This window comes from Pseudomonas sp. MYb118 (assembly GCF_040947875.1).
GTDB lineage: Bacteria > Pseudomonadota > Gammaproteobacteria > Pseudomonadales > Pseudomonadaceae > Aquipseudomonas.
The window spans coordinates 53,511-72,007 of sequence record NZ_JBFRXN010000004.1 but is presented as its reverse complement, the minus strand read 5'-3'; the positions used below and the strand labels follow the sequence as shown (position 1 = coordinate 72,007).

Genomic DNA, 18,497 nt, shown 5'->3' with positions numbered 1-18,497 from the left:
TAAGCTGGCGCAGGCGACCAAGCAAGCGCTTGGCCATAAGATATTAAAGACCATTTACAAACCAAGCGCTTGCTTGGTAGTCTCGATGCACGTTCGACGGAGGTGACTATGGAAAGGTCTGTGCCTGAAACTGTTCGCATCGGTTGCGCCAGCGCGTTCTGGGGCGACACCTCGACGGCCGCCGCGCAATTGGTGGACGGTGGGGATCTGGACTACCTGGTGTTCGACTACCTGGCGGAAATCACCATGTCGATCATGGCCGGCGCGCGGATGAAAGATCCCCAGGCCGGTTACGCCAGCGACTTCGTCGAAGTGCTCAGCCCGTTGCTGGGCCAACTCGCCGAACAGAACATCCGCGTCATCAGCAACGCCGGCGGGGTCAATCCCCAGGCCTGCGCTGCGGCGCTGCAAGCCGCGTGCGACAAGGCGGGTGTACCGTTGAAAATTGCCGTGCTGCTGGGCGATGACCTGCAGCCGCAGTTCAAGCAACTGAGCAACGGCGGCATCCGCGAAATGTTCAGCGGCGCCGCGCTGCCGGCGATGTGCGTGTCCACCAACGCCTACCTCGGCGCGCCGGGCATCGTCGAAGCCCTGCGCCTGGGTGCGGACATCGTGATCACCGGGCGCGTGGTCGACAGCGCCGTGGTCAGCGCTGCGCTGGTGCATGAATTCGGCTGGTCCTGGCACGACTACGACAAGCTCGCCCAGGCCGCCCTCGCCGGCCACATCATCGAATGCGGCGCGCAGTGCACCGGTGGCAACTTCACCGACTGGCGCGAAGTGCCCGACTACGAACACATCGGTTTCCCCATCGTCGAAGTCGGCACCGATGGCCAGTTCACCGTCAGCAAGCCCGAAGGCTCAGGCGGCCTGGTCACGCCCCTGACCGTCGGCGAACAGATGCTCTACGAAATCGGCAACCCGCAGGCCTACCTGCTGCCGGACGTGGTCTGCGATTTCACCCAGGTCAGGCTGACGCAGCAAGGCCGCAACACCGTTCAGGTGCACGGCGCCAAGGGCCTGCCGCCGTCCAACCAGTACAAGGTCAGCGCCACCTACCCGGACGGTTTCCGCTGCACCGCCAGTTGCCTGATCGCCGGCATAGATGCGGTGGCCAAGGCGCGGCGCGTCAGTGAAGCGATCATCAACAAGACTTCCGGGATTTTCCGCCAGCGCGGCTGGGCGCCCTACAGCGAAGTCGATGTCGAGCTGCTGGGCAGCGAGGCCACCTACGGCCCCCATGGCCTGCGCCAGGACAGCCGCGAAGTGGTGATCAAGCTCGCCGTGCGTCATCCGGACAAGAAAGCGCTGATAACCTTTTCCCGCGAGATCGCCCAGGCCGCCACCGGCATGGCCCCGGGCCTGACCGGGATCGTCGGCGGCCGGCCCACCGTATATCCGCTGATCCGCTTGTTCTCGTTCCTGATCGACAAGAGCGCCTGCACCCTGGAAGTCGACTTCGCAGGCACCCGCCACGCCTGCGCCCTGCCCGCAGCCGATACGCTCGCCAGCGCCGACCTGCCACTGCCCTTCGATCCGCCCAAGCCCAGCGGTCGCGCCGATGCCAGCGTGGCCCTGGTCAAGCTCGCGGTCGCGCGCTCGGGCGACAAGGGCAACCACAGCAACATCGGCGTGATCGCCCGAGACCCTGCGTACCTGCCGTGGATCGCCGAGGCCCTGACCCCGGCGGTGGTGGTCGACTGGATGAGCCACGTGCTCGACCCGGTGCTGGGGCGGGTCGAGCGCTGGTATCTGCCCGCTACCCACAGCCTCAATTTTCTCCTGGAAAACGCCCTGGGCGGCGGCGGCGTGGCCAGCCTGCGCATCGACCCGCAGGGCAAGGCGTTCGCCCAGCAACTGCTGGAGATCCAGATTCCCGTACCGCAGCACATCGCCGATCAGGTCAACTAGAGGACCGTCACCGTGGCCTACGATTCGATTTTCAAAGCCGACCTGTTTGCCGGCCAAACCATCCTCGTCACCGGTGGCGGCAGCGGCATCGGACGCTGCACCGCCCATGAACTGGCCGCCCTCGGCGCCCATGTGCTGCTGGTCGGGCGCAAGGCCGACAAGCTCAAGGCCGTGGCCGCCGAGATTGCCGAGGATGGCGGCCGCGCCGATTGGCAGGCCTGCGACATCCGCGACGAAGAAGCGGTCAAGCACCTGGTCGGCGAACTGATCCGCCAGCACGGTCCGATCCACGGGCTGGTCAACAACGCCGGCGGGCAGTACCCGTCACCGTTGGCCGCGATCAACCAGAAGGGTTTCGAAACCGTGATGCGCACCAACCTGGTGGGCGGTTTCCTGATGGCCCGGGAAGTGTTCAACCAGTCGATGAGCAAGCACGGTGGCGCCATCGTCAACATGCTCGCCGACATGTGGGGTGGCATGCCCGGCATGGGTCACTCCGGGGCGGCACGCTCTGGCATGGACAACCTGACCAAGACCGCCGCGTTCGAATGGGGTTACGCCGGGGTGCGGGTCAATGCCGTGGCACCGGGCTGGATCGCCTCCAGCGGCATGGACACCTACGAGGGCGCGTTCAAGGCGGTGATCCCGACCCTGCGCGAACACGTGCCGCTCAAGCGCATCGGCACCGAATCGGAGGTCAGCGCCGCCATCGTGTTCCTGCTCAGCCCTGCCGCCGCCTTCGTCAGCGGCAGCACCCTGCGCATTGATGGCGCCGCCAGCCTCGGCGGACGCGCCTGGCCGATCCACAAGGCGACCAACAGCGAATCCTATAACGGCTTTCATCGCGCCTACCTTCCCGACGTGCTCAAGGACTAAGCCATGCCAGTGATCGAGTCGCAGATCGACCCGCAAAGCGAAGCGTTCGCCCGCAACCGCACAGCCATGCTGGCCGGGGTCGAACACATCCGCCGGCTGGAACAGAACCTGTTGGACAAGGCCGCCGAAGCCAAGCCCAAGTTCGACAAGCGCGGGCAACTGCTGCCCCGCGAGCGCCTCAACCTGTTGCTCGACCCCGGCGCGCCCTTTCTCGAACTGGCCAGCCTCGCCGGCTACAAACTACACGACGACAAGGACGGCAGTGCGGCCGGCGGCGGCCTGATCGCCGGGATCGGCTATGTGTCCGGCGCGCGGGTGCTGGTGATCGCCAACAACAGCGCGATCAAGGGCGGGACGATTTCCCCCAGCGGCCTGAAAAAATCCCTGCGCCTGCAACAGATCGCCGTGGAAAACAAACTGCCGGTGATCACCCTCGCCGAAAGCGGTGGCGCCAACCTCAATTACGCCACGGAAATCTTCGTTGAAGGCGCACGCAGCTTCGCCAATCAGGCGCGCATGTCGGCCCTGGGCCTGCCGCAGATCACCGTGGTCCACGGCTCGGCCACGGCGGGCGGCGCCTATCAGCCGGGGCTGTCGGATTACGTGGTGGTGGTGCGCGGCAAGGCCAAGCTGTTTCTCGCAGGCCCCCCGCTGCTCAAGGCCGCCACCGGCGAAATCGCTACCGATGAAGAGCTCGGTGGCGCCGAGATGCATGCGCAAACCGCGGGCACCGCCGAGTACCTGGCAGAGAACGATGCCGACGCCGTGCGCCAGGCCCGCGAGATTGTGCGCATGCTGTCGTGGAACGACCAACTGCCGTGGGTGCCCGAACGCCCGTTCGAAGCGCCGCGCTACCCCATCGACGAATTGCTCGGGCTGATTCCCGACGACCCGAAAAAGCCCTACGACGTGCGCGAAATCATCGCGCGGATTGCCGACGGTTCGAACTTCCTCGAATTCAAGGGCGAGTTCGACCAGCAAACCGTGTGCGGCCACCTGCACATCGAGGGGCGCGCCTGCGGCTTCATCGGCAACAACGGCCCGATCACGCCCAAGGGCGCGAGCAAGGCTGCGCAGTTCATCCAGTTGTGTGACCAGAGCCGCACGCCGCTGCTGTTCTTCCATAACACCACCGGGTTCATGGTCGGCACCGAGTCGGAGCAGCAAGGTGTGATCAAGCACGGCGCCAAGATGATCCAGGCGGTGGCCAACGCCCGCGTGCCGAAGCTGACCATCGTCGTCGGCGGCTCCTACGGTGCCGGTAACTACGCGATGTGCGGCCGCGGCCTCGACCCGCGCTTCATCTTCGCCTGGCCCAACAGCCGCACGGCGGTGATGGGCGGCGCCCAGGCCGGCAAGGTGTTGCGCATCGTCACCGAGGCCAAGCAGCTCAAGGACGGCCTGACCCCGGATCCGAAGGTGCTCGACATGCTCGAACAGGTGACCGCGCAGAAACTCGACAGCCAGTCCACTGCGCTGTACGGCAGCGCCAGCCTGTGGGACGACGGCCTGATCGACCCGCGCGACACCCGCACCCTGCTCGGTTACCTGCTGGACATCTGTCACGAGGCCGACCTGCGGCCACTGCAAACCAACAGTTTTGGCGTAGCCCGGTTCTGAACCGGCCAGAGGAGAACAATAAAAATGATCTTCACCCAGGAACACGAAGCACTGCGCCGTACCGTCCGCCAATTCGTCGATCACGAAATCAACCCGCACGTCGAGGCGTGGGAAAAGGACGGGCGTTTTCCGATCCACGAGATTTTCCGCAAGGCCGGTGAGCTGGGGTTGCTGGGGATTTCCAAGCCGGAGAAGTTCGGCGGCATGGGCCTCGACTACAGCTACTCGATCGTCGCCGCCGAAGAGTTCGGCACCATCCATTGCGGCGGCATACCGATGTCCATCGGCGTGCAGACCGACATGTGCACCCCGGCGCTGGCCCGGTTCGGCTCCGACGAATTGCGCGAGCAGTTCCTGCGCCCGGCGATCAGCGGTGAGCAGGTCGGTTGCATCGGCGTCTCCGAGGTCGGTGCCGGTTCCGACGTGGCCGGTTTGAAAACCACCGCACGCAAGGACGGCGACGATTACGTGATCAACGGCAGCAAGATGTGGATCACCAACTCGCCGAGCGCCGACTTCATCTGCCTGCTGGCCAACACCTCGGACGACAAGCCGCACATCAACAAGTCGCTGATCATGGTGCCGATGGACACCCCCGGCATCAGCCTCAGCTCGCACCTGGACAAGCTCGGCATGCGCAGCTCGGAAACCGCCCAGGTGTTTTTTGACAACGTGCGCGTGCCCCAGCGCAACCGCATCGGCCATGAAGGCGCGGGGTTCATGATGCAGATGCTGCAGTTCCAGGAGGAACGCCTGTTCGGCGCGGCGAACATGATCAAGGGCCTGGAATACTGCGTGGACAGCACCATCGAGTATTGCAAGGAGCGCAAGACGTTCGGCAGTGCGCTGATCGACAACCAGGTCATTCACTTCCGTCTGGCCGAACTGCAAACCGAGATCGAATGCCTGCGGGCCTTGGTCTACCAAGCCACCGAGCAATACATCAAAGGCCAGGACGTCACGCGCCTGGCGTCGATGGCCAAGCTCAAGGCCGGGCGCCTGGGTCGCGAGGTCACCGACAGTTGCCTGCAATACTGGGGCGGCATGGGCTTCATGTGGGACAACCCGGTGGCCCGCGCCTACCGCGATGTGCGGCTGGTTTCGATCGGCGGTGGCGCCGACGAAATCATGCTGGGGATCATCTGCAAGCTGATGGGCATCCTGCCGGGGAAAAAGAAATGAGCCCCCTGCCGGTCTGCCAGACGCTGTCGCTCGAACCGCATAACGGCGTGCTGCACGTGACCCTCAACCGCCCTGACTGCCGCAATGCCATGAGCCTGCAAATGGTCGCCGAACTGCGCTCGGTGCTGGCGGCCATGCGCGATGACCTGAGCGTTCGCGTGCTGGTCATTGCCGGCGCTGGCGGGCACTTCTGCGCCGGTGGCGACATCAAGGACATGGCCGGGGCCCGGGCCCAGGGCGCCAGCGCCTATCGCGAGCTGAACCGCGCGTTCGGCGCGCTGCTGCAAGAGGTGCAGCACGCACCGCAGGTGGTGGTGACGGTGCTGCAAGGGGCGGTGCTGGGTGGCGGCTTCGGCCTGGCCTGTGTCAGCGATGTGGCGATGGCCGATCACCAGGCGCAATTCGGCCTGCCGGAAACCAGCCTCGGCCTGCTGCCCGCGCAGATCGCGCCCTTCGTGGTCCAGCGTATCGGCCTGACCCAGGCCCGCCGGCTGGCGCTCACCGCCGCGCGCTTCAACGGCACCCAGGCGCTGCACATGGGGCTGGTGCACTTTGTCGAGCAGGACGCGCAAGGATTGGCCGAACGCCTGGGAGAAGTGCTGGCCCAGGTGTTGAGTTGCGCGCCGGGGGCGAATGCGCGGACCAAGCAGCTGTTGCTGGCCAGTGCCCTGCAACCTTCCGATGAACTGCTGGATCAGGCGGCCCAGTGGTTCGCCGAGGCGGTGACGGGGGCGGAAGGGACTGAGGGGACCGTGGCCTTCGTGCAAAAACGCAAGCCGGGGTGGGCTTGCTGAAAAAGCATCGCGAGCAAGCTCGCTCCTACAGGTTTTGTGAACACCCAAAATCCCTGTGGGAGCGGGCTCGCCCGCGATGAGGCCCGCAAATACACCGCCAAAATCAGGGGAATAAAAACCATGCCCGGATTCACCAAAATCCTCATCGCCAACCGCGGTGAAATCGCCTGCCGCATCCAGCGCACCGCCCAGGCCCTGGGCTATCGCACCGTCGCCGTGTTCAGCGACGCCGACGCCGATGCCCTGCATGTGCAAATCGCCGACGAAGCCGTCAACATCGGCCCCGCCCCGGTGCAGCAATCCTATCTGAACGTGCCGGCGATCCTCGACGCCGCCCGCCGCAGCGGTGCCGATGCGATTCACCCCGGTTACGGCTTCCTTTCGGAAAACGCCGAGTTCGCCCGCGCCTGCCAACAGGCGGGCCTGACCTTCATCGGCCCGAGCCCCGAAGCCATCGAGCTGATGGGCAGCAAGCGCCTGTCGAAACTGGCCATGCTCGAGGCCGGCGTCCCCTGCATCAAGGGCTACCAGGGCGCCGAGCAGGACGACGCCACACTCAGCCGCGAGGCCGAGCGCATCGGCTTTCCGCTGATGATCAAGGCCAGCGCGGGCGGCGGCGGGCGCGGCATGCGCCTGGTGCACGATGCCGCCGATCTGCTGGCGCAGATTCGCACCGCACGTTCCGAAGCCCTGAATGGCTTTGGCAGCGATGAGCTGATCCTCGAACAGGCCCTGATCGACCCGCGCCACGTCGAGGTGCAGGTGTTCGGCGACCAGCACGGCAACCTGATCTACCTCGGTGAACGCGACTGTTCGATCCAGCGTCGTCACCAGAAAGTCATCGAGGAAGCGCCCTGCCCGGTCATGACCGCCGAACTGCGCCAGGCCATGGGCGAAGCGGCGCTCAAGGCCGCAGGCTCGGTCAACTATGTGGGTGCCGGCACCGTGGAATTCCTGTTGGATGCGCGCGGGCAGTTCTACTTCCTGGAAATGAACACGCGCTTGCAGGTGGAGCACCCGGTCACCGAACTGATCACCGGCCTGGACCTGGTGGCCTGGCAACTGCTGGTCGCCCAGGGCCAGCCATTGCCACTGCGCCAGGAGCAGGTGCAACTGAACGGTCATGCCATGGAAGTGCGCCTGTATGCCGAAGACCCGACCCAGGGTTTCCTGCCGCAGACCGGGCGCGTGGTGGCCTGGGAACCGGCGCTGCAAGACGGCGTGCGGATCGACCATGGGCTGGTTGAAGGCCAGCAGGTCAGTCCGTTCTACGACCCGATGCTGGGCAAGATCATCGCCCACGGCGCCACCCGCGAAGAGACCCGGCGCAAGCTGTTGCGGGCGGTGCAGGACAGTGTGCTGCTGGGTCTGCCGAGCAATCAGCGCTTGCTGGCCAACCTGCTGGAGCATCCGCAGTTTGTCAGCGGCGCATTCAGTACCGGCTTCATTCCCACACATTTCGCCGATCATCCGTGCCTGCATCCACAGCCCCCCAGCGCCGAAGAACTGGCGACGGCGGCGGCGCTGTTTTATCACGCCTCGGCAACGGCTCAGCCCGCGGCCCTGGCGGGCTGGCGCAACAACGCCAGCGTGCCGCTGCACTACCGTCTTGGCACCCAGGAGCAGGACTGGCCGGTGCAACTCGACGCGGTGCCAGGCGAGCCCTTGCGGGTTCAAGTGGCCGGGCGCAGCCTGGAACTGCGCGTGATCCAATGCGACGGGCAGCGGGCCACACTGGAAATCGACGGGATACGCCAGCGCCATGTCTATCGCCTGGAAGCCGGGCAACTCTGGCTGTTCACCCGCCCCGGCAGCCTGCGCCTGGAGGATCGCACCCAGGCACTGGTCAGCAGTGAGGCCCGGGCCAGCTCCGGTACGCTCAAGGCACCGATGGACGGCGCGATCGTCGACGTGCTGGTCAGCGAGGGCAGCCAGGTGAGCAAGGGCCAGTTGCTGGTGGTGCTGGAGGCCATGAAAATGGAGCATCCGCTCAAGTCCGGCATCGACGGCGTGCTCAAGCGCTTGCAGGTCCGGGTCGGCGATCAGGTGAAAAATCGTCAGATTTTGTTGGAGGTCGAATAACCGGCTAGGCGGATCCGCCGGGTTTGGCTACGCTCAAGCCCATCAGGACGCGGATATCAGGAACCTTTTAATGCCTCATTGGCTGGTCATTGATCTGGAAGCCACCACCGATGAAGGCGGTTGGCCGGTCACGGAAATGGAAATCATCGAAATCGGTGCCACCCTGGTGGACCGCCAGGGGCGTGAACAGGATCATTTCCAGCGGTTCGTGCGCCCGCTGCGCCGGCCCCTGCTTACGCCGTTTTGCCGGGAGTTGACCCACATCACCCAGGCCAACATCGACAGTGCCCAACCACTGACCGAGGTCTGGCCGGCGTTCGAGCGCTGGCTCGGCCAGCATCACTCCCGTCTTGAAGGCTGGGCCAGCTGGGGCGATTACGACCGCAAGCAACTGGTCCAGGAATGGCAGCGCCTGCAACTCGACAGCCAACTGAGCCGCACGCCGCACATGAACCTCAAGCAACGGTTCGCCAAGGCCAGGCGCCTGGAGCGCCCGCTGGGCCTCAACGGTGCGCTGCAACTGGCGGGATTACAGTTCACCGGCCAGCAGCACCGCGCGCTGGAGGATGCCCGCAACACAGCCCGTCTGCTGCCGCTGGTCCTGCCCCTCTAGAGAGGTGACGCCGCTTGAGGCCTTGTGCATACTGGCCGGCCTTTTTCAGCCCTTTCCGAGGAATCGCCCATGTTTAAAGTCAACGAGTACTTCGACGGCACCGTCAAGTCGATCGCTTTCGGCACCGCTGAAGGTCCGGCTACCATTGGCGTCATGGCTCCGGGCGAATACGAGTTCGGCACCAGCCAGCGTGAAATCATGCACGTGGTCAGCGGCGCCCTGACGGTCAAACTGCCTGACAGCAGCGATTGGGAAACCTTTGCAGCCGGCAGCCAGTTCAACGTGCCGGCCAACAGCAAGTTCCAGCTGAAAGTGGCGGTCGATACCGCTTACCTGTGCGAGTACCGCGGCTAAGTTTTGAGCGCTTCAACAAAAACGCCCGTGTCCTGCGACACGGGCGTTTTTCCTTGTGCTGCGGTTTATTCCAGCACGGTCACCGGCATGCCGACTTCGAGCCGGCCATTGCCGTCGTTGACCAGGTTCTGGCCAAACATCGCACCCTCTTCCCTGGCGCGGTATTTCTGCAGAGTCGCGAACGGTTCACGATCATCGCTGCGCTCACCGGTCTGCGGATCAATGGTGGTCAGGATGCAACGCGAACACGGCTTGACCACGCGGAACTCGACATCGCCGATGCGGATGCGCTTCCAGCCGTCTTCGGCGAACGCCTCGGCGCCCTCGATCACCAGATTTGGCCTGAAACGCAGCATTTCCATCGGGCGCCCGACCTTCTGCGTCAGGTCATCGAGTGACGCCTGGCCGATCAGCAGAAGGGGAAAGCCATCGGCGAAGGCCACCTGATCGTCGTCCTTGCCATAACCGGCCTGCGTGGTGCGCGCACGGTCCAGCGGGATCTGCACCAGGCGTGTCGGCTTGCCGATGAAGCGGCTGACCCAGGCTGCCGCTTCGTCGCCGGCATCGGGCACGCGCAGGGTGTCGCGCCAGATGGTCACGCCGCGCAGCTCTGCGTCGTTGGCCGGCAGGGCAATATCAATCGGCGGATGGCCCGCCGCGGCGAGCGTCAAGCCGCCGCTGGCATTCCACAACGCCGACAACTGACTCATTTGCGCCACTGCACGCTGGGTCAGAAAGCGCCCGCTGGCCTCGTCCACCAGCATCCAGCGTCGATCCCCGTCGAGTCCCAGCTTGTCGAGGGTGATCTGGTTCAGCACCTCGCCCTTGCCGGATTTCAATGGAAAACGATAAAGCGCACTCAACCGCAGCATGTCCAGCTCCCTGGGTGATAAAAACGCCACCCTATACCAAAATCAGCCGTATCTGTATCTGACCTACAAAACAACTGTGGGAGCGAGCCTGTCGAGGCGTCGAACCGTCGCGATGATCGTGAACGATGACACTGGGCATCAGCTAGCCAGCGTCATCGTTGACGTTCATCGCGAGCAGGCTCGCTCCCACACAGGTAAAGAGGTACGCGCTTACGCCGGGACAGCATCCAGCATCAGGCGCTGGCGGACCACGTCCACCAGTTTGTCCGGCTGGAACTTGGACAGGAAGTTGTCGCAGCCAACCTTCTTCACCATCGAATCGTTGAAGCTGCCGGACAACGAGGTGTGCAGCACCACGTAGAGGCCACGCAGGCGCGGGTCGTTGCGGATTTCGGTGGTCAGGCGGTAGCCGTCCATCTCAGGCATTTCCGCGTCGGTGAAGACCATCAGCAGTTTGTCGGTCATGTTGACGCCGGTGTCGGCCCAGCCCTTGAGCATGTTCAAGGCCTTCAGGCCGTCGCTGGCGATGTGCATCTTCACGCCCAGCTGGCCCAGGGTGTCGCGCAATTGCGACAGGGCGACGTTGGAGTCGTCCACCAGCAGCACTTCGCGGCCGCGGGCGCGCTCGAGCACCGGGTCCTCGAGTTTGTCGCGCGAGACCTTGGCGTTGTACGGGACGATTTCGGCCAGGACTTTTTCAACGTCGATGATTTCCACCAACTGGTCGTCGACCTTGCTGATGGCGGTCAGGTAATGCTGGCGACCCGCGCTGCTCGGCGGCGGCAGGATGGCCTCCCAGTTCATGTTGACGATGCGGTCCACGCCACCGACCAGGAACGCCTGCACCGAACGGTTGTACTCGGTGACGATAATCGTGCTGGTCGGGCCAGGCACCAGCGGACGCATACCGATGGCCTGGGACAGGTCAATCACCGGCAACGTCTGCCCGCGCAGGTTGACCACGCCGCAGACGAACGGATGGCGCTGGGGCATCAGGGTCAGCTTGGGCAGCTGCAACACTTCCTGCACCTTGAACACGTTGATCGCGAACAGTTGACGCCCCGCCAGTCGGAACATGAGAATTTCCAGGCGATTCTCACCCACCAGTTGCGTGCGTTGGTCTACCGTGTCGAGAATGCCGGCCATCAATGACTCCTGGGCTTGTTCTGGTTAATTCGTTAAAGAGGGTTATCGGCTGTTTTTGCCGGAGCTTGACCCCACACAAAATGCCATGACAGGCATTGATGTCACATTAACATCATGCTTTACTTACGTCCGCAATACATCTGATTCATCCCCGCTGCGCGACCACGGTTTGCGCGATAGGTTCCCGTGCGTAAGGGAATCCCTGAGCAACAATCAGGACCAACCTGATATTCGCAATATCCAATAGCCATTAATGTGACGCCATTCTCATTGCATGAACGGAGTCAGGCTTTTGTGTGCGATCTCAGAATCGTGGTTATCCACTCTGTCGAGCGCCCTGCCTGCCTCCATGTCGGCCGGAATGCGTTCTCGCATCTGCCCGCCCGCGCCATGCGCCAGACCGTCCTCACCCATTCACCCGACACGCCCTCGCTTGACATGAAGTTGTGGAGATAAGCATGCCGAATGACCGTAAAGAGTGGGCTCAGCGGCTCCCTGAATTTCTCGTCGAGGCAGAAACGCTCCTGGCCAAATCCGAGGAGTGCCTGAGCCACCTGCAATTGATCAGCAACGACAAGGACGCCATCGAGTGCATGATGAGCACCCTGCTCAAAATGGCCAGCAAAGCCGATGCCCTCGCTCTGGTTGCCGTTTCGGAGTTCTCCCTGCACATCCATGGCCTGCTCAACCATGCCCAGCACCATGTGGACCTGCATGCCCAGGCACTAGGTGCGCTGAAAGATTGCTTCACCTTGATGGCGTGGCAACTGGAGCTGATTGATCAGACCACCGGGCAGCTGTGCCTGGATGACAGCGAACAGACGTCGCTGATCGAAGCCTTCGCCTTCCAGGTCGGACAAAGCCAGTTTCACCCCCCGGCCCACTACAAACCGTTCAAGCTCATTTCCTGTTCATAACGCCAGGCATTTCCCGCGAACTAGAGGTGGTAGGTATTCTTGTTTGCCTTGGGATCACTCGGTAACTTGAACATACTCATCGCGTTGCACGATTGAATATTTCGTCGACGTCAGTTCGATACAAACTATTCTTCTACAGAAATAATTCAATTGTAGAACTAACGTGCCAACCCGTTATTTCCTGACCGTTTGGACATATATACCGAACGCGACCAACGGTATGTTAAGTGGTATTATGCCGACCATTAGTTGACGTCGATTAATAGCACAGTGCCCCAGACAGAGACCGGTCAGTGAATGAACCGGTTTGCCCGCAGCGAACATCATTGGCTCCATCCGCTATGCACGCCAGCCTCAAGTCAATTATCAAGTGGCCCCCTTCCCGAGAAAATGCCCGCCGATTCACGCTGTTGGTGTGTACCGGATCGGCGCTTGGCAGCCTGGCGATCTATTGTCTGTCCACTCCTCTGCCGTTCGCGCTGCTGGTGCTCAATATGGCGGCCCTGGCTTGTGTCCTGGTCCAGCATCGGCTGTCGCGCAAGTCGATCAAATTCGAACCCCAGGAACTGGCCGACCGCTTGTTGAAGGTCCAGGAGAACGAACGTCACCGGCTCAGTCGCGAACTGCACGATGACATTGGTCAATTGCTCACCGCCGCGAAACTGCAAAGCCAATGGCTCAAGCGGCGCATGCCCGAAGAGCTGCAGACACAATGCTCGGCGCTCTGCGACACGCTCGAAGAGACCCTGAACAAGGTTCGCGACGTATCAGCCATTCTCAACCCCAGGCAGTTGGCGAGCCTGGGCCTGGAAGCCAGCCTGCGCGCTCACCTGCTCAAGACACTGGGCAATAGCTCGGTGAACTGGAGCCTGGAGTGCCAGTCCCGCCTGACCGGCATTCCGGAAGAAATGGCCCTGGCCGCCTTTCGGATCACCCAGGAAGCGGTGACCAACATCCTGCGTCACGCCGAAGCGAAAAACCTGCTGGTGCGCCTGCAACGCCAGCCTCAAGGCCTGATGCTGTCCATCAGCGATGACGGCCTGGGGTTCGCCCCCGCGACGGATCCCGGCCGTGAGGGACAACGTGGCATGGCCGGGATGTCGGAGCGGATCGACCAGTTGGGCGGCACCCTGCGCGTCACCAGCGAACCGGGCAAAGGCACTCAAATCGAAGCTTTGTTCCCGTGGGCGCCTCGCGCGCTGGAACGGGCCAGTACGAATAAGGTTATGCATTGACTTGTAACTTACTTCTGGTGGATGACCACTCGCTGATCAGGGCTGGCGTGCGCGCTCTGGTGCTGGATATTCCCGGCTATGCAGTCATTGGTGAAGCCAGTGATGGCTCGCAGTTACTGGAGATGGTCGAACGACTGGCGCCGGACATTGTGCTACTGGATATTTCCATGAAGGAAACCGGTGGCCTCGAAGCCCTGCAGCGCCTCAAACGTGTGCGTCCCCAGAGCAAGGTGCTGATCCTGTCGATGCACACCGACCCCGCGCTGATCATGCAGGCGCTGGAGTCCGGCGCTCACGGCTATCTGCTCAAGGACACCACGGCGACCGAACTCGAACATGCCCTGGATGCCTTGCGCAATAACGAGCGTTACCTGAGCCCGGCCATTGCCCACACCGTGATCAACCAGGCACTGACCCGCAACCAGAAGCTCCAGCCGGAACCTGCCGACTCGCACAATCTGACAGCGCGCCAGCTGGAAATCCTGCGGCTGATCGTTCGCGGCAAATCCACCCGCGAAATCGCCAACGGCCTGGGCCTGAGCATCAAGACCGTTGAAACCCACCGCTCGCAGATCATGAAACGCCTGCAAATCTACGATGTGGCGGGCCTGGTACTGTTTGCCGTGCGCGAGCAGATCATCAGCCTGGACGATTGATCGCGGCCGGGCTGCCCAGCAAGGGCGAGTCCACCGGCAGATGCACCCGCAGCGCCGCCGGGCGCGCCGAGAAGCGCAGACTGTCGCCTTCGAGCGGCTCACCATCGAGGTTGATGTACAGGCCTTCGGCAACCTTGATCTCCACCCATGGCAAGCGGGCGCGGACAAACAGATTGTCGATGCCGAAGCCGTCGGTGAGCAGGCTTTTCAGTGTCCCGACCACTTCCTGTGGCGCCGGCAGAATACTGATGTCCAGCAACCCGTCATCCGCCAGCGCCTGCGGACACAGCTCATGACCGCCCCCGGCCTGACGGCCATTGCCGATGCCCAGCGCCAGCAGATCCCCACTCCACTGGAAGTCCGGGCCGTTGAGTTCGCCATAGGCGGCATGCAATTCGCTGAAGCGTGACAAACCGGTGAACAGGTAGGCGGCCCCTCCCAGGACTTTTTTCAGGTCTTCGGAGGTGTTCGCCGTGACCTGGCTGCCGAAACCTCCGGTGGCCATGTTCAGGAACACCTGCCCGCCCACCTCGCCGAGGTCGATGGCGCGCGGCTCGGCATCCAGCAGATCCAGGGCCTGGGCCGGCTCCAGCGGCACACCCGCGGCACGGGCGAAATCGTTCGCGGTTCCCAGTGGCATCAGTACCAGGCTGGCCTGCCCGGCCTGTGCCGCCATCGCCTCGGCGATATCGCGCAGCGTGCCGTCGCCGCCGCCGGCGATGATCCGGGTATGGCCTGCAGCCAGCGCCTCATCCACCAGGCGTTGCGCATCACCCGCCTCCCAGGTCAGGCGCACGTCCAGCGTCCAGCCTTGCGCGCGCCGGTCCTGGACGGCCGCCCGGACGTCCTCGTTCAGCGCCTGTTTGCCGTGCAGGATCAACAGTGCCTTGCGTTCAGCCATCGTGCTCACTCCCATGTCAGGTCCGTATGGGAAATGTGACCTCGCCACACGGCATAAAAGTCGCAAAAAAATGAATTATTTCAAGCTGAATGGCGAAGAGGTCCTACAGAGCAGAGTTTTTTCTTACAAAACGTGAGGAATCGGCTCAATTGACCCACGAGGGTGATTAGTACAACTTGATGATCAGGTTGTTCAGTCATCAGCAGCACCACAAGGACGTACCATGCAAAGCCATGACACCAGGGCACCGGGCACTCCGGCAGCAGCGCTCGCAGAGATGCGGGGCCTCTATCAAACCGAACTGAAAGACAGCGCAAAATCCACTGGAGAAGTTGAAATGGAACCTCGTGTCGTTGAACTCGAAACACACCTCAAGTACATCCGCCGCGACATGGAAGAAGTGCGTGGCGATGTGAGGTCCATCAAGCACAGGCTCGCGTATGCAACCGGCGGAACGGCCGTGGTCCTGGGGCTCCTGGGGTGGATCGCCAACAGCCGTTTCGATCAGTTGGTGGCGCTCGTCGTCCATTAGGAATGGTCACGCGAAACCCGGCTCGATGAACCGGGTCTCGCGCACACGCCCAATCAATCCAGAACTTCGCTCAACGGGATGAAACCAACGCTGTCACCTTCCTCCAGCGTTCGATCTTCCAGGACTTCCACAAGGCCATCCGCCCACGCAGCACTGCGCAGGACTCCCGAACTCTGGTTCTTGTAGATGATCGCCCGGCCGTTCTCCAGACGCCCACGCAAGTATTCGCGTCGCTGACCGGCCTTGGGCCAGGCAAATCCTGCCGGCACCTGGAATTTCAACGGTTCGAGCGTTGTCACGCCTTGGCGGCGCAGGAGATAGGGCCTCGCCAACAGTGCAAAGGTCACCAGGGTCGACGCCGGATTACCGGGCAACCCGATCACCGGAACACCCCGAAAATGTCCGAACGTCAGCGGTTTGCCCGGCTTGATCGCGAGTTTCCACAGGGAGAGTTCGCCCTCTTCGCGCAGCGCGATACCCAGGAAGTCGGCTTCACCTACCGATACGCCACCGGTAGACAGGATCAGGTCGACATCCTTCAACTCGCCCAAGCGGGCGCGAGTCATTTCAAGGTTGTCGGGAAGAATGCCCGCGTCGATCACTTCGCAACCCATGCGCTGCAACCAGCTGCACAGCACCACCCGATTGCTGTTGTAGATCTGGCCAGGGCCCAGTGGCTGTCCCGGTTCAACCAGTTCATCGCCAGTGGACAGTACCGCAACGCGCACCTTGCGAATCACGTCCAGTTCCGCGCACCCCAGGGACGCCGCCAGCCCCTGCTCGATCGGCCCAAGGCGTGTGCCGGCGGCCAGGACCTGCTCACCCACCGTGGTTTCCTGGCCTTGCGGACGGATGTTCTGCCCCGGCGTCAGGGTTTCGGTGAAGCGGACTCGATCATCGGCCAGTACTTCGGTGTTTTCCTGCATCTCGACGCAGTCGGCGCCTGCGGGAACAGGTGCACCGGTGAAGATTCGCGCACAGGTTCCGGGCTTCAAGGGCTGCGGAGCAGTCCCCGCAAAAATTTTCTGACTGACCGGCAACGGCTCGCCGCTCCAGTCGGCCGAGTTCAAGGCGTAACCGTCCATTGCGCTGTTGGGCCACGGCGGCAGATCGAGCGTCGAAACCAGATCCTCGGCCAGCACCCGTCCCTGTACCTGCGCCAACGGCAAACGCTCCCGCTCGACGATCGGTGCGGCTTCGGCCATTTCCAGCAAGCGCGCCCATGCCACCTCGAGCGGCATCAGGCTGCCGGTCTTGCCCGGCTTACCCACGGGATTCACAGGGTGCCGCCTGTTTCAGATGGGGCACAAAATTGCAGGGCCGATGCCGGGAATCCAGTTGCTCGGCCAGGATGCCGTCCCAACCGGTGCGCACCGCGTTGGTCGAACCCGGCAGGCAGCAGACCAGCGTGCCGTTGGCGAGGCCGGCCAGGGCGCGGGATTGCACGGTGGAAGTGCCAATGTCCGCCACCGAGATCTGGCGGAACAGTTCGCCAAAGCCATCGACCTGCTTGTCCAGCAGGCAGCTCACGGCTTCAGGCGTGCTGTCGCGGCCGGTGAATCCGGTGCCGCCGGTGATCAGCACCACCTGTACCACGTCCTCAGCAATCCAGGTGGCGACTTGTGCGCGGATTTTGTAGAGATCATCTTTGAGCAGAACCCGAGCGGCCAGGTTATGGCCGGCTTCGCTCAAGCGATCAACGAAGACCTGGCCCGACGTGTCGGTTTCCAGGGTACGGGTGTCGCTGACCGTCAGCACCGCGATGTTCAACGGCGCAAAAGGTACTTCTGCCTTGGCTTTCATTGGCGCATCCAGTTGTAGGAGAAACAGCCCGGTGTTATATCACAGCGCTCCCTTTTTCCGCCGCTCCCATGGAGACCCGTCATGACCTCGAACACACCGTTGCCCCCCTGCTCCATCCTGCTGCTGGCGGGTGGACGCGGCCAACGCATGGGCGGCCGGGACAAGGGGTTGATCGAATGGCACGGCGAGCCACTGATCGCACACCTTCACCGCAAGACCCGCCCGCTGACCGATGACCTGATCATCTCCTGCAATCGGAACCTGGAAAAGTACGCGCCCTACGCCGACCGGCTGGTGCATGACGACGACGGAGCATTCCCCGGACCTCTGGCCGGTATCCGGGCGGGTTTGCAGGTCGCCCATCATCGCTACCTGATGGTCTTGCCCTGCGATGTACCGCGTATCGACGCCGCGCTGCTGCACGACATGCTCGAGACCGCCAGCCAGCATCCAGACAAACCCTTGATGCTGCGCCATGGGGAACACTGGGAGCCCTTGCTCAGTGTCATTCCCGTGGCCCTGCGCGATACGTTCGAAAGTGCCTGGCAGGACGGTGAGCGCAGCCCGGGCCGCATCATGCGCACACTCGGCGCCACGGCCCTGCAATGCCCCGACAACGACCCGCGCCTGGCCAATCTCAACACGCCGGATCTGCTCAGCGCGCATGACGGCGTGGCAGATTGACGCTAGCCAAGGAACTTGCGCTCGTTGTATACGTCTCACGCTCAGTACCCAGAAGATTTTCCATCGGAGATACACTCATGACTCAACGGATCCTCGCCACCTGCCTGCTCGCACTGGGCCTCGCGACTCTGGCCGGTTGCTCATCGCCAAACGTGATCACCTTGAACGACGGTCGCGAAATCCAGACCGTCGACACGCCCAAGTACGACGACGAATCCGGCTTCTACGAGTTTGAACAACTGGACGGCAAGCAAAACCGCGTCAACAAGGACCAGGTTCGTACCGTTAAAGAGTTGTAAGAGCATCGGATAGAAAAAGC

General features: G+C 62.9%; 19 protein-coding genes. 14 read left to right on the top strand and 5 right to left on the bottom strand.

Annotated features, from left to right (window positions below; all coding sequences use genetic code 11):
• The first annotated feature begins 120 nt into the window (after positions 1 to 120).
• From ABVN20_RS26605 to ABVN20_RS26570, 8 genes are all read left to right on the top strand, one after another.
• The gene (locus ABVN20_RS26605; RefSeq protein WP_368558780.1) at positions 121 to 1,911 is read left to right on the top strand and encodes an acyclic terpene utilization AtuA family protein; all 1,791 of its coding nucleotides are present in this window, start codon (positions 121 to 123) and stop codon (positions 1,909 to 1,911) included.
• Between the two features lie 12 nt (positions 1,912 to 1,923).
• Positions 1,924 to 2,787, top strand: a complete 864-nt coding sequence (locus tag ABVN20_RS26600; protein WP_368558779.1) for an SDR family oxidoreductase — start codon at positions 1,924 to 1,926, stop codon at positions 2,785 to 2,787.
• Between the two features lie 3 nt (positions 2,788 to 2,790).
• The gene (gene atuC, locus ABVN20_RS26595) at positions 2,791 to 4,407 is read left to right on the top strand and encodes a geranyl-CoA carboxylase subunit beta (RefSeq protein WP_368558778.1); all 1,617 of its coding nucleotides are present in this window, start codon (positions 2,791 to 2,793) and stop codon (positions 4,405 to 4,407) included.
• 24 nt (positions 4,408 to 4,431) lie between these two features.
• Entirely contained in the window at positions 4,432 to 5,589 is a 1,158-nt protein-coding gene (gene atuD / locus ABVN20_RS26590) for a citronellyl-CoA dehydrogenase (protein WP_368558777.1), read from the top strand.
• The gene (locus ABVN20_RS26585; protein ID WP_368558776.1) at positions 5,586 to 6,383 is read left to right on the top strand and encodes an enoyl-CoA hydratase/isomerase family protein; all 798 of its coding nucleotides are present in this window, start codon (positions 5,586 to 5,588) and stop codon (positions 6,381 to 6,383) included. The genes atuD and ABVN20_RS26585 overlap by 4 nt, the downstream gene beginning before the upstream one ends.
• A gap of 120 nt (positions 6,384 to 6,503) precedes the next feature.
• The gene (locus ABVN20_RS26580; protein WP_368558775.1) at positions 6,504 to 8,465 is read left to right on the top strand and encodes an acetyl-CoA carboxylase biotin carboxylase subunit; all 1,962 of its coding nucleotides are present in this window, start codon (positions 6,504 to 6,506) and stop codon (positions 8,463 to 8,465) included.
• A 70-nt stretch (positions 8,466 to 8,535) separates the two neighbouring features.
• Positions 8,536 to 9,078: an exonuclease domain-containing protein gene (locus tag ABVN20_RS26575; RefSeq protein WP_368558774.1), complete on the top strand. Its 543-nt coding sequence runs from the start codon at positions 8,536 to 8,538 to the stop codon at positions 9,076 to 9,078.
• A gap of 69 nt (positions 9,079 to 9,147) precedes the next feature.
• Positions 9,148 to 9,432, top strand: coding sequence for a pyrimidine/purine nucleoside phosphorylase (locus tag ABVN20_RS26570; protein ID WP_007940055.1), 285 nt, complete (start codon positions 9,148 to 9,150; stop codon positions 9,430 to 9,432).
• Positions 9,433 to 9,497: 65 nt separating this feature from the next.
• Here ABVN20_RS26570 and ABVN20_RS26565 read toward each other — a convergent pair whose 3' ends face one another.
• Together ABVN20_RS26565 and ABVN20_RS26560 are read right to left on the bottom strand one after the other, a co-directional pair.
• A complete protein-coding gene (locus ABVN20_RS26565; RefSeq protein WP_368558773.1) occupies positions 9,498 to 10,304 on the bottom strand; it encodes an MOSC domain-containing protein in 807 nt (268 codons plus the stop codon).
• Positions 10,305 to 10,514: 210 nt separating this feature from the next.
• On the bottom strand, positions 10,515 to 11,450 hold the full coding sequence (locus tag ABVN20_RS26560) for a chemotaxis protein CheV (protein WP_368558772.1): 936 nt from the start codon (positions 11,448 to 11,450) through the stop codon (positions 10,515 to 10,517).
• 458 nt (positions 11,451 to 11,908) lie between these two features.
• On the opposite strand from ABVN20_RS26560, the gene ABVN20_RS26555 reads away from it, so the two are divergent.
• The 3 genes from ABVN20_RS26555 (at position 11,909) to ABVN20_RS26545 (ending at position 14,258) form a co-directional block, all read left to right on the top strand.
• Positions 11,909 to 12,367, top strand: coding sequence for a hypothetical protein (locus ABVN20_RS26555; RefSeq protein WP_368558771.1), 459 nt, complete (start codon positions 11,909 to 11,911; stop codon positions 12,365 to 12,367).
• A 341-nt stretch (positions 12,368 to 12,708) separates the two neighbouring features.
• On the top strand, positions 12,709 to 13,602 hold the full coding sequence (locus ABVN20_RS26550) for a sensor histidine kinase (protein WP_368559408.1): 894 nt from the start codon (positions 12,709 to 12,711) through the stop codon (positions 13,600 to 13,602).
• Complete coding sequence (locus ABVN20_RS26545) at positions 13,599 to 14,258, top strand: response regulator (protein ID WP_368558770.1); 660 nt, start codon at positions 13,599 to 13,601, stop codon at positions 14,256 to 14,258. The genes ABVN20_RS26550 and ABVN20_RS26545 overlap by 4 nt, the downstream gene beginning before the upstream one ends.
• Here ABVN20_RS26545 and yegS read toward each other — a convergent pair.
• Positions 14,242 to 15,159 (bottom strand): lipid kinase YegS, encoded by a 918-nt coding sequence (gene yegS / locus ABVN20_RS26540; RefSeq protein WP_368558769.1) that lies wholly within the window; start codon positions 15,157 to 15,159, stop codon positions 14,242 to 14,244. The genes ABVN20_RS26545 and yegS overlap by 17 nt on opposite strands.
• Positions 15,160 to 15,382: 223 nt before the next feature.
• Between yegS and ABVN20_RS26535 the strand changes: the two genes are divergently transcribed.
• Positions 15,383 to 15,691 carry a hypothetical protein gene (locus ABVN20_RS26535; protein ID WP_368558768.1) on the top strand — a complete coding sequence of 103 codons (309 nt, stop codon included), beginning with the start codon at positions 15,383 to 15,385 and terminating at the stop codon, positions 15,689 to 15,691.
• 53 nt (positions 15,692 to 15,744) lie between these two features.
• Here ABVN20_RS26535 and glp read toward each other — a convergent pair whose 3' ends face one another.
• Both glp and moaB read right to left on the bottom strand, forming a co-directional pair.
• The gene (glp, locus tag ABVN20_RS26530; RefSeq protein WP_368558767.1) at positions 15,745 to 16,971 is read right to left on the bottom strand and encodes a gephyrin-like molybdotransferase Glp; all 1,227 of its coding nucleotides are present in this window, start codon (positions 16,969 to 16,971) and stop codon (positions 15,745 to 15,747) included.
• Positions 16,955 to 17,494: a molybdenum cofactor biosynthesis protein B gene (moaB, locus tag ABVN20_RS26525; RefSeq protein ID WP_368558766.1), complete on the bottom strand. Its 540-nt coding sequence runs from the start codon at positions 17,492 to 17,494 to the stop codon at positions 16,955 to 16,957. The genes glp and moaB overlap by 17 nt, the downstream gene beginning before the upstream one ends.
• An 81-nt stretch (positions 17,495 to 17,575) precedes the next feature.
• Between moaB and mobA the strand changes: the two genes are divergently transcribed.
• Together mobA and ABVN20_RS26515 are read left to right on the top strand one after the other, a co-directional pair.
• On the top strand, positions 17,576 to 18,178 hold the full coding sequence (mobA, locus tag ABVN20_RS26520; RefSeq protein ID WP_368558765.1) for a molybdenum cofactor guanylyltransferase MobA: 603 nt from the start codon (positions 17,576 to 17,578) through the stop codon (positions 18,176 to 18,178).
• Positions 18,179 to 18,255: 77 nt separating this feature from the next.
• Positions 18,256 to 18,477 (top strand): YgdI/YgdR family lipoprotein, encoded by a 222-nt coding sequence (locus ABVN20_RS26515; protein ID WP_368558764.1) that lies wholly within the window; start codon positions 18,256 to 18,258, stop codon positions 18,475 to 18,477.
• Positions 18,478 to 18,497: the final 20 nt, after the last annotated feature.

Excerpts from the sequence above, each read along its gene's own strand:
- atuD (WP_368558777.1), top strand. The coding sequence starts at position 4,432 with ATGATCTTCACCCAGGAACACGAAGCACTGCGCCGTACCGTCCGCCAA.
- ABVN20_RS26565 (WP_368558773.1), bottom strand. The coding sequence starts at position 10,304 with ATGCTGCGGTTGAGTGCGCTTTATCGTTTTCCATTGAAATCCGGCAAG.
- moaB (WP_368558766.1), bottom strand. The coding sequence starts at position 17,494 with ATGAAAGCCAAGGCAGAAGTACCTTTTGCGCCGTTGAACATCGCGGTG.
- ABVN20_RS26535 (WP_368558768.1), top strand. The coding sequence starts at position 15,383 with ATGCAAAGCCATGACACCAGGGCACCGGGCACTCCGGCAGCAGCGCTC.
- ABVN20_RS26550 (WP_368559408.1), top strand. The coding sequence starts at position 12,709 with ATGCACGCCAGCCTCAAGTCAATTATCAAGTGGCCCCCTTCCCGAGAA.
- ABVN20_RS26555 (WP_368558771.1), top strand. The coding sequence starts at position 11,909 with ATGCCGAATGACCGTAAAGAGTGGGCTCAGCGGCTCCCTGAATTTCTC.
- ABVN20_RS26575 (WP_368558774.1), top strand. The coding sequence starts at position 8,536 with ATGCCTCATTGGCTGGTCATTGATCTGGAAGCCACCACCGATGAAGGC.
- ABVN20_RS26560 (WP_368558772.1), bottom strand. The coding sequence starts at position 11,450 with ATGGCCGGCATTCTCGACACGGTAGACCAACGCACGCAACTGGTGGGT.
- ABVN20_RS26515 (WP_368558764.1), top strand. The coding sequence starts at position 18,256 with ATGACTCAACGGATCCTCGCCACCTGCCTGCTCGCACTGGGCCTCGCG.
- yegS (WP_368558769.1), bottom strand. The coding sequence starts at position 15,159 with ATGGCTGAACGCAAGGCACTGTTGATCCTGCACGGCAAACAGGCGCTG.
- ABVN20_RS26580 (WP_368558775.1), top strand. The coding sequence starts at position 6,504 with ATGCCCGGATTCACCAAAATCCTCATCGCCAACCGCGGTGAAATCGCC.
- atuC (WP_368558778.1), top strand. The coding sequence starts at position 2,791 with ATGCCAGTGATCGAGTCGCAGATCGACCCGCAAAGCGAAGCGTTCGCC.
- ABVN20_RS26570 (WP_007940055.1), top strand. The coding sequence starts at position 9,148 with ATGTTTAAAGTCAACGAGTACTTCGACGGCACCGTCAAGTCGATCGCT.
- ABVN20_RS26585 (WP_368558776.1), top strand. The coding sequence starts at position 5,586 with ATGAGCCCCCTGCCGGTCTGCCAGACGCTGTCGCTCGAACCGCATAAC.
- mobA (WP_368558765.1), top strand. The coding sequence starts at position 17,576 with ATGACCTCGAACACACCGTTGCCCCCCTGCTCCATCCTGCTGCTGGCG.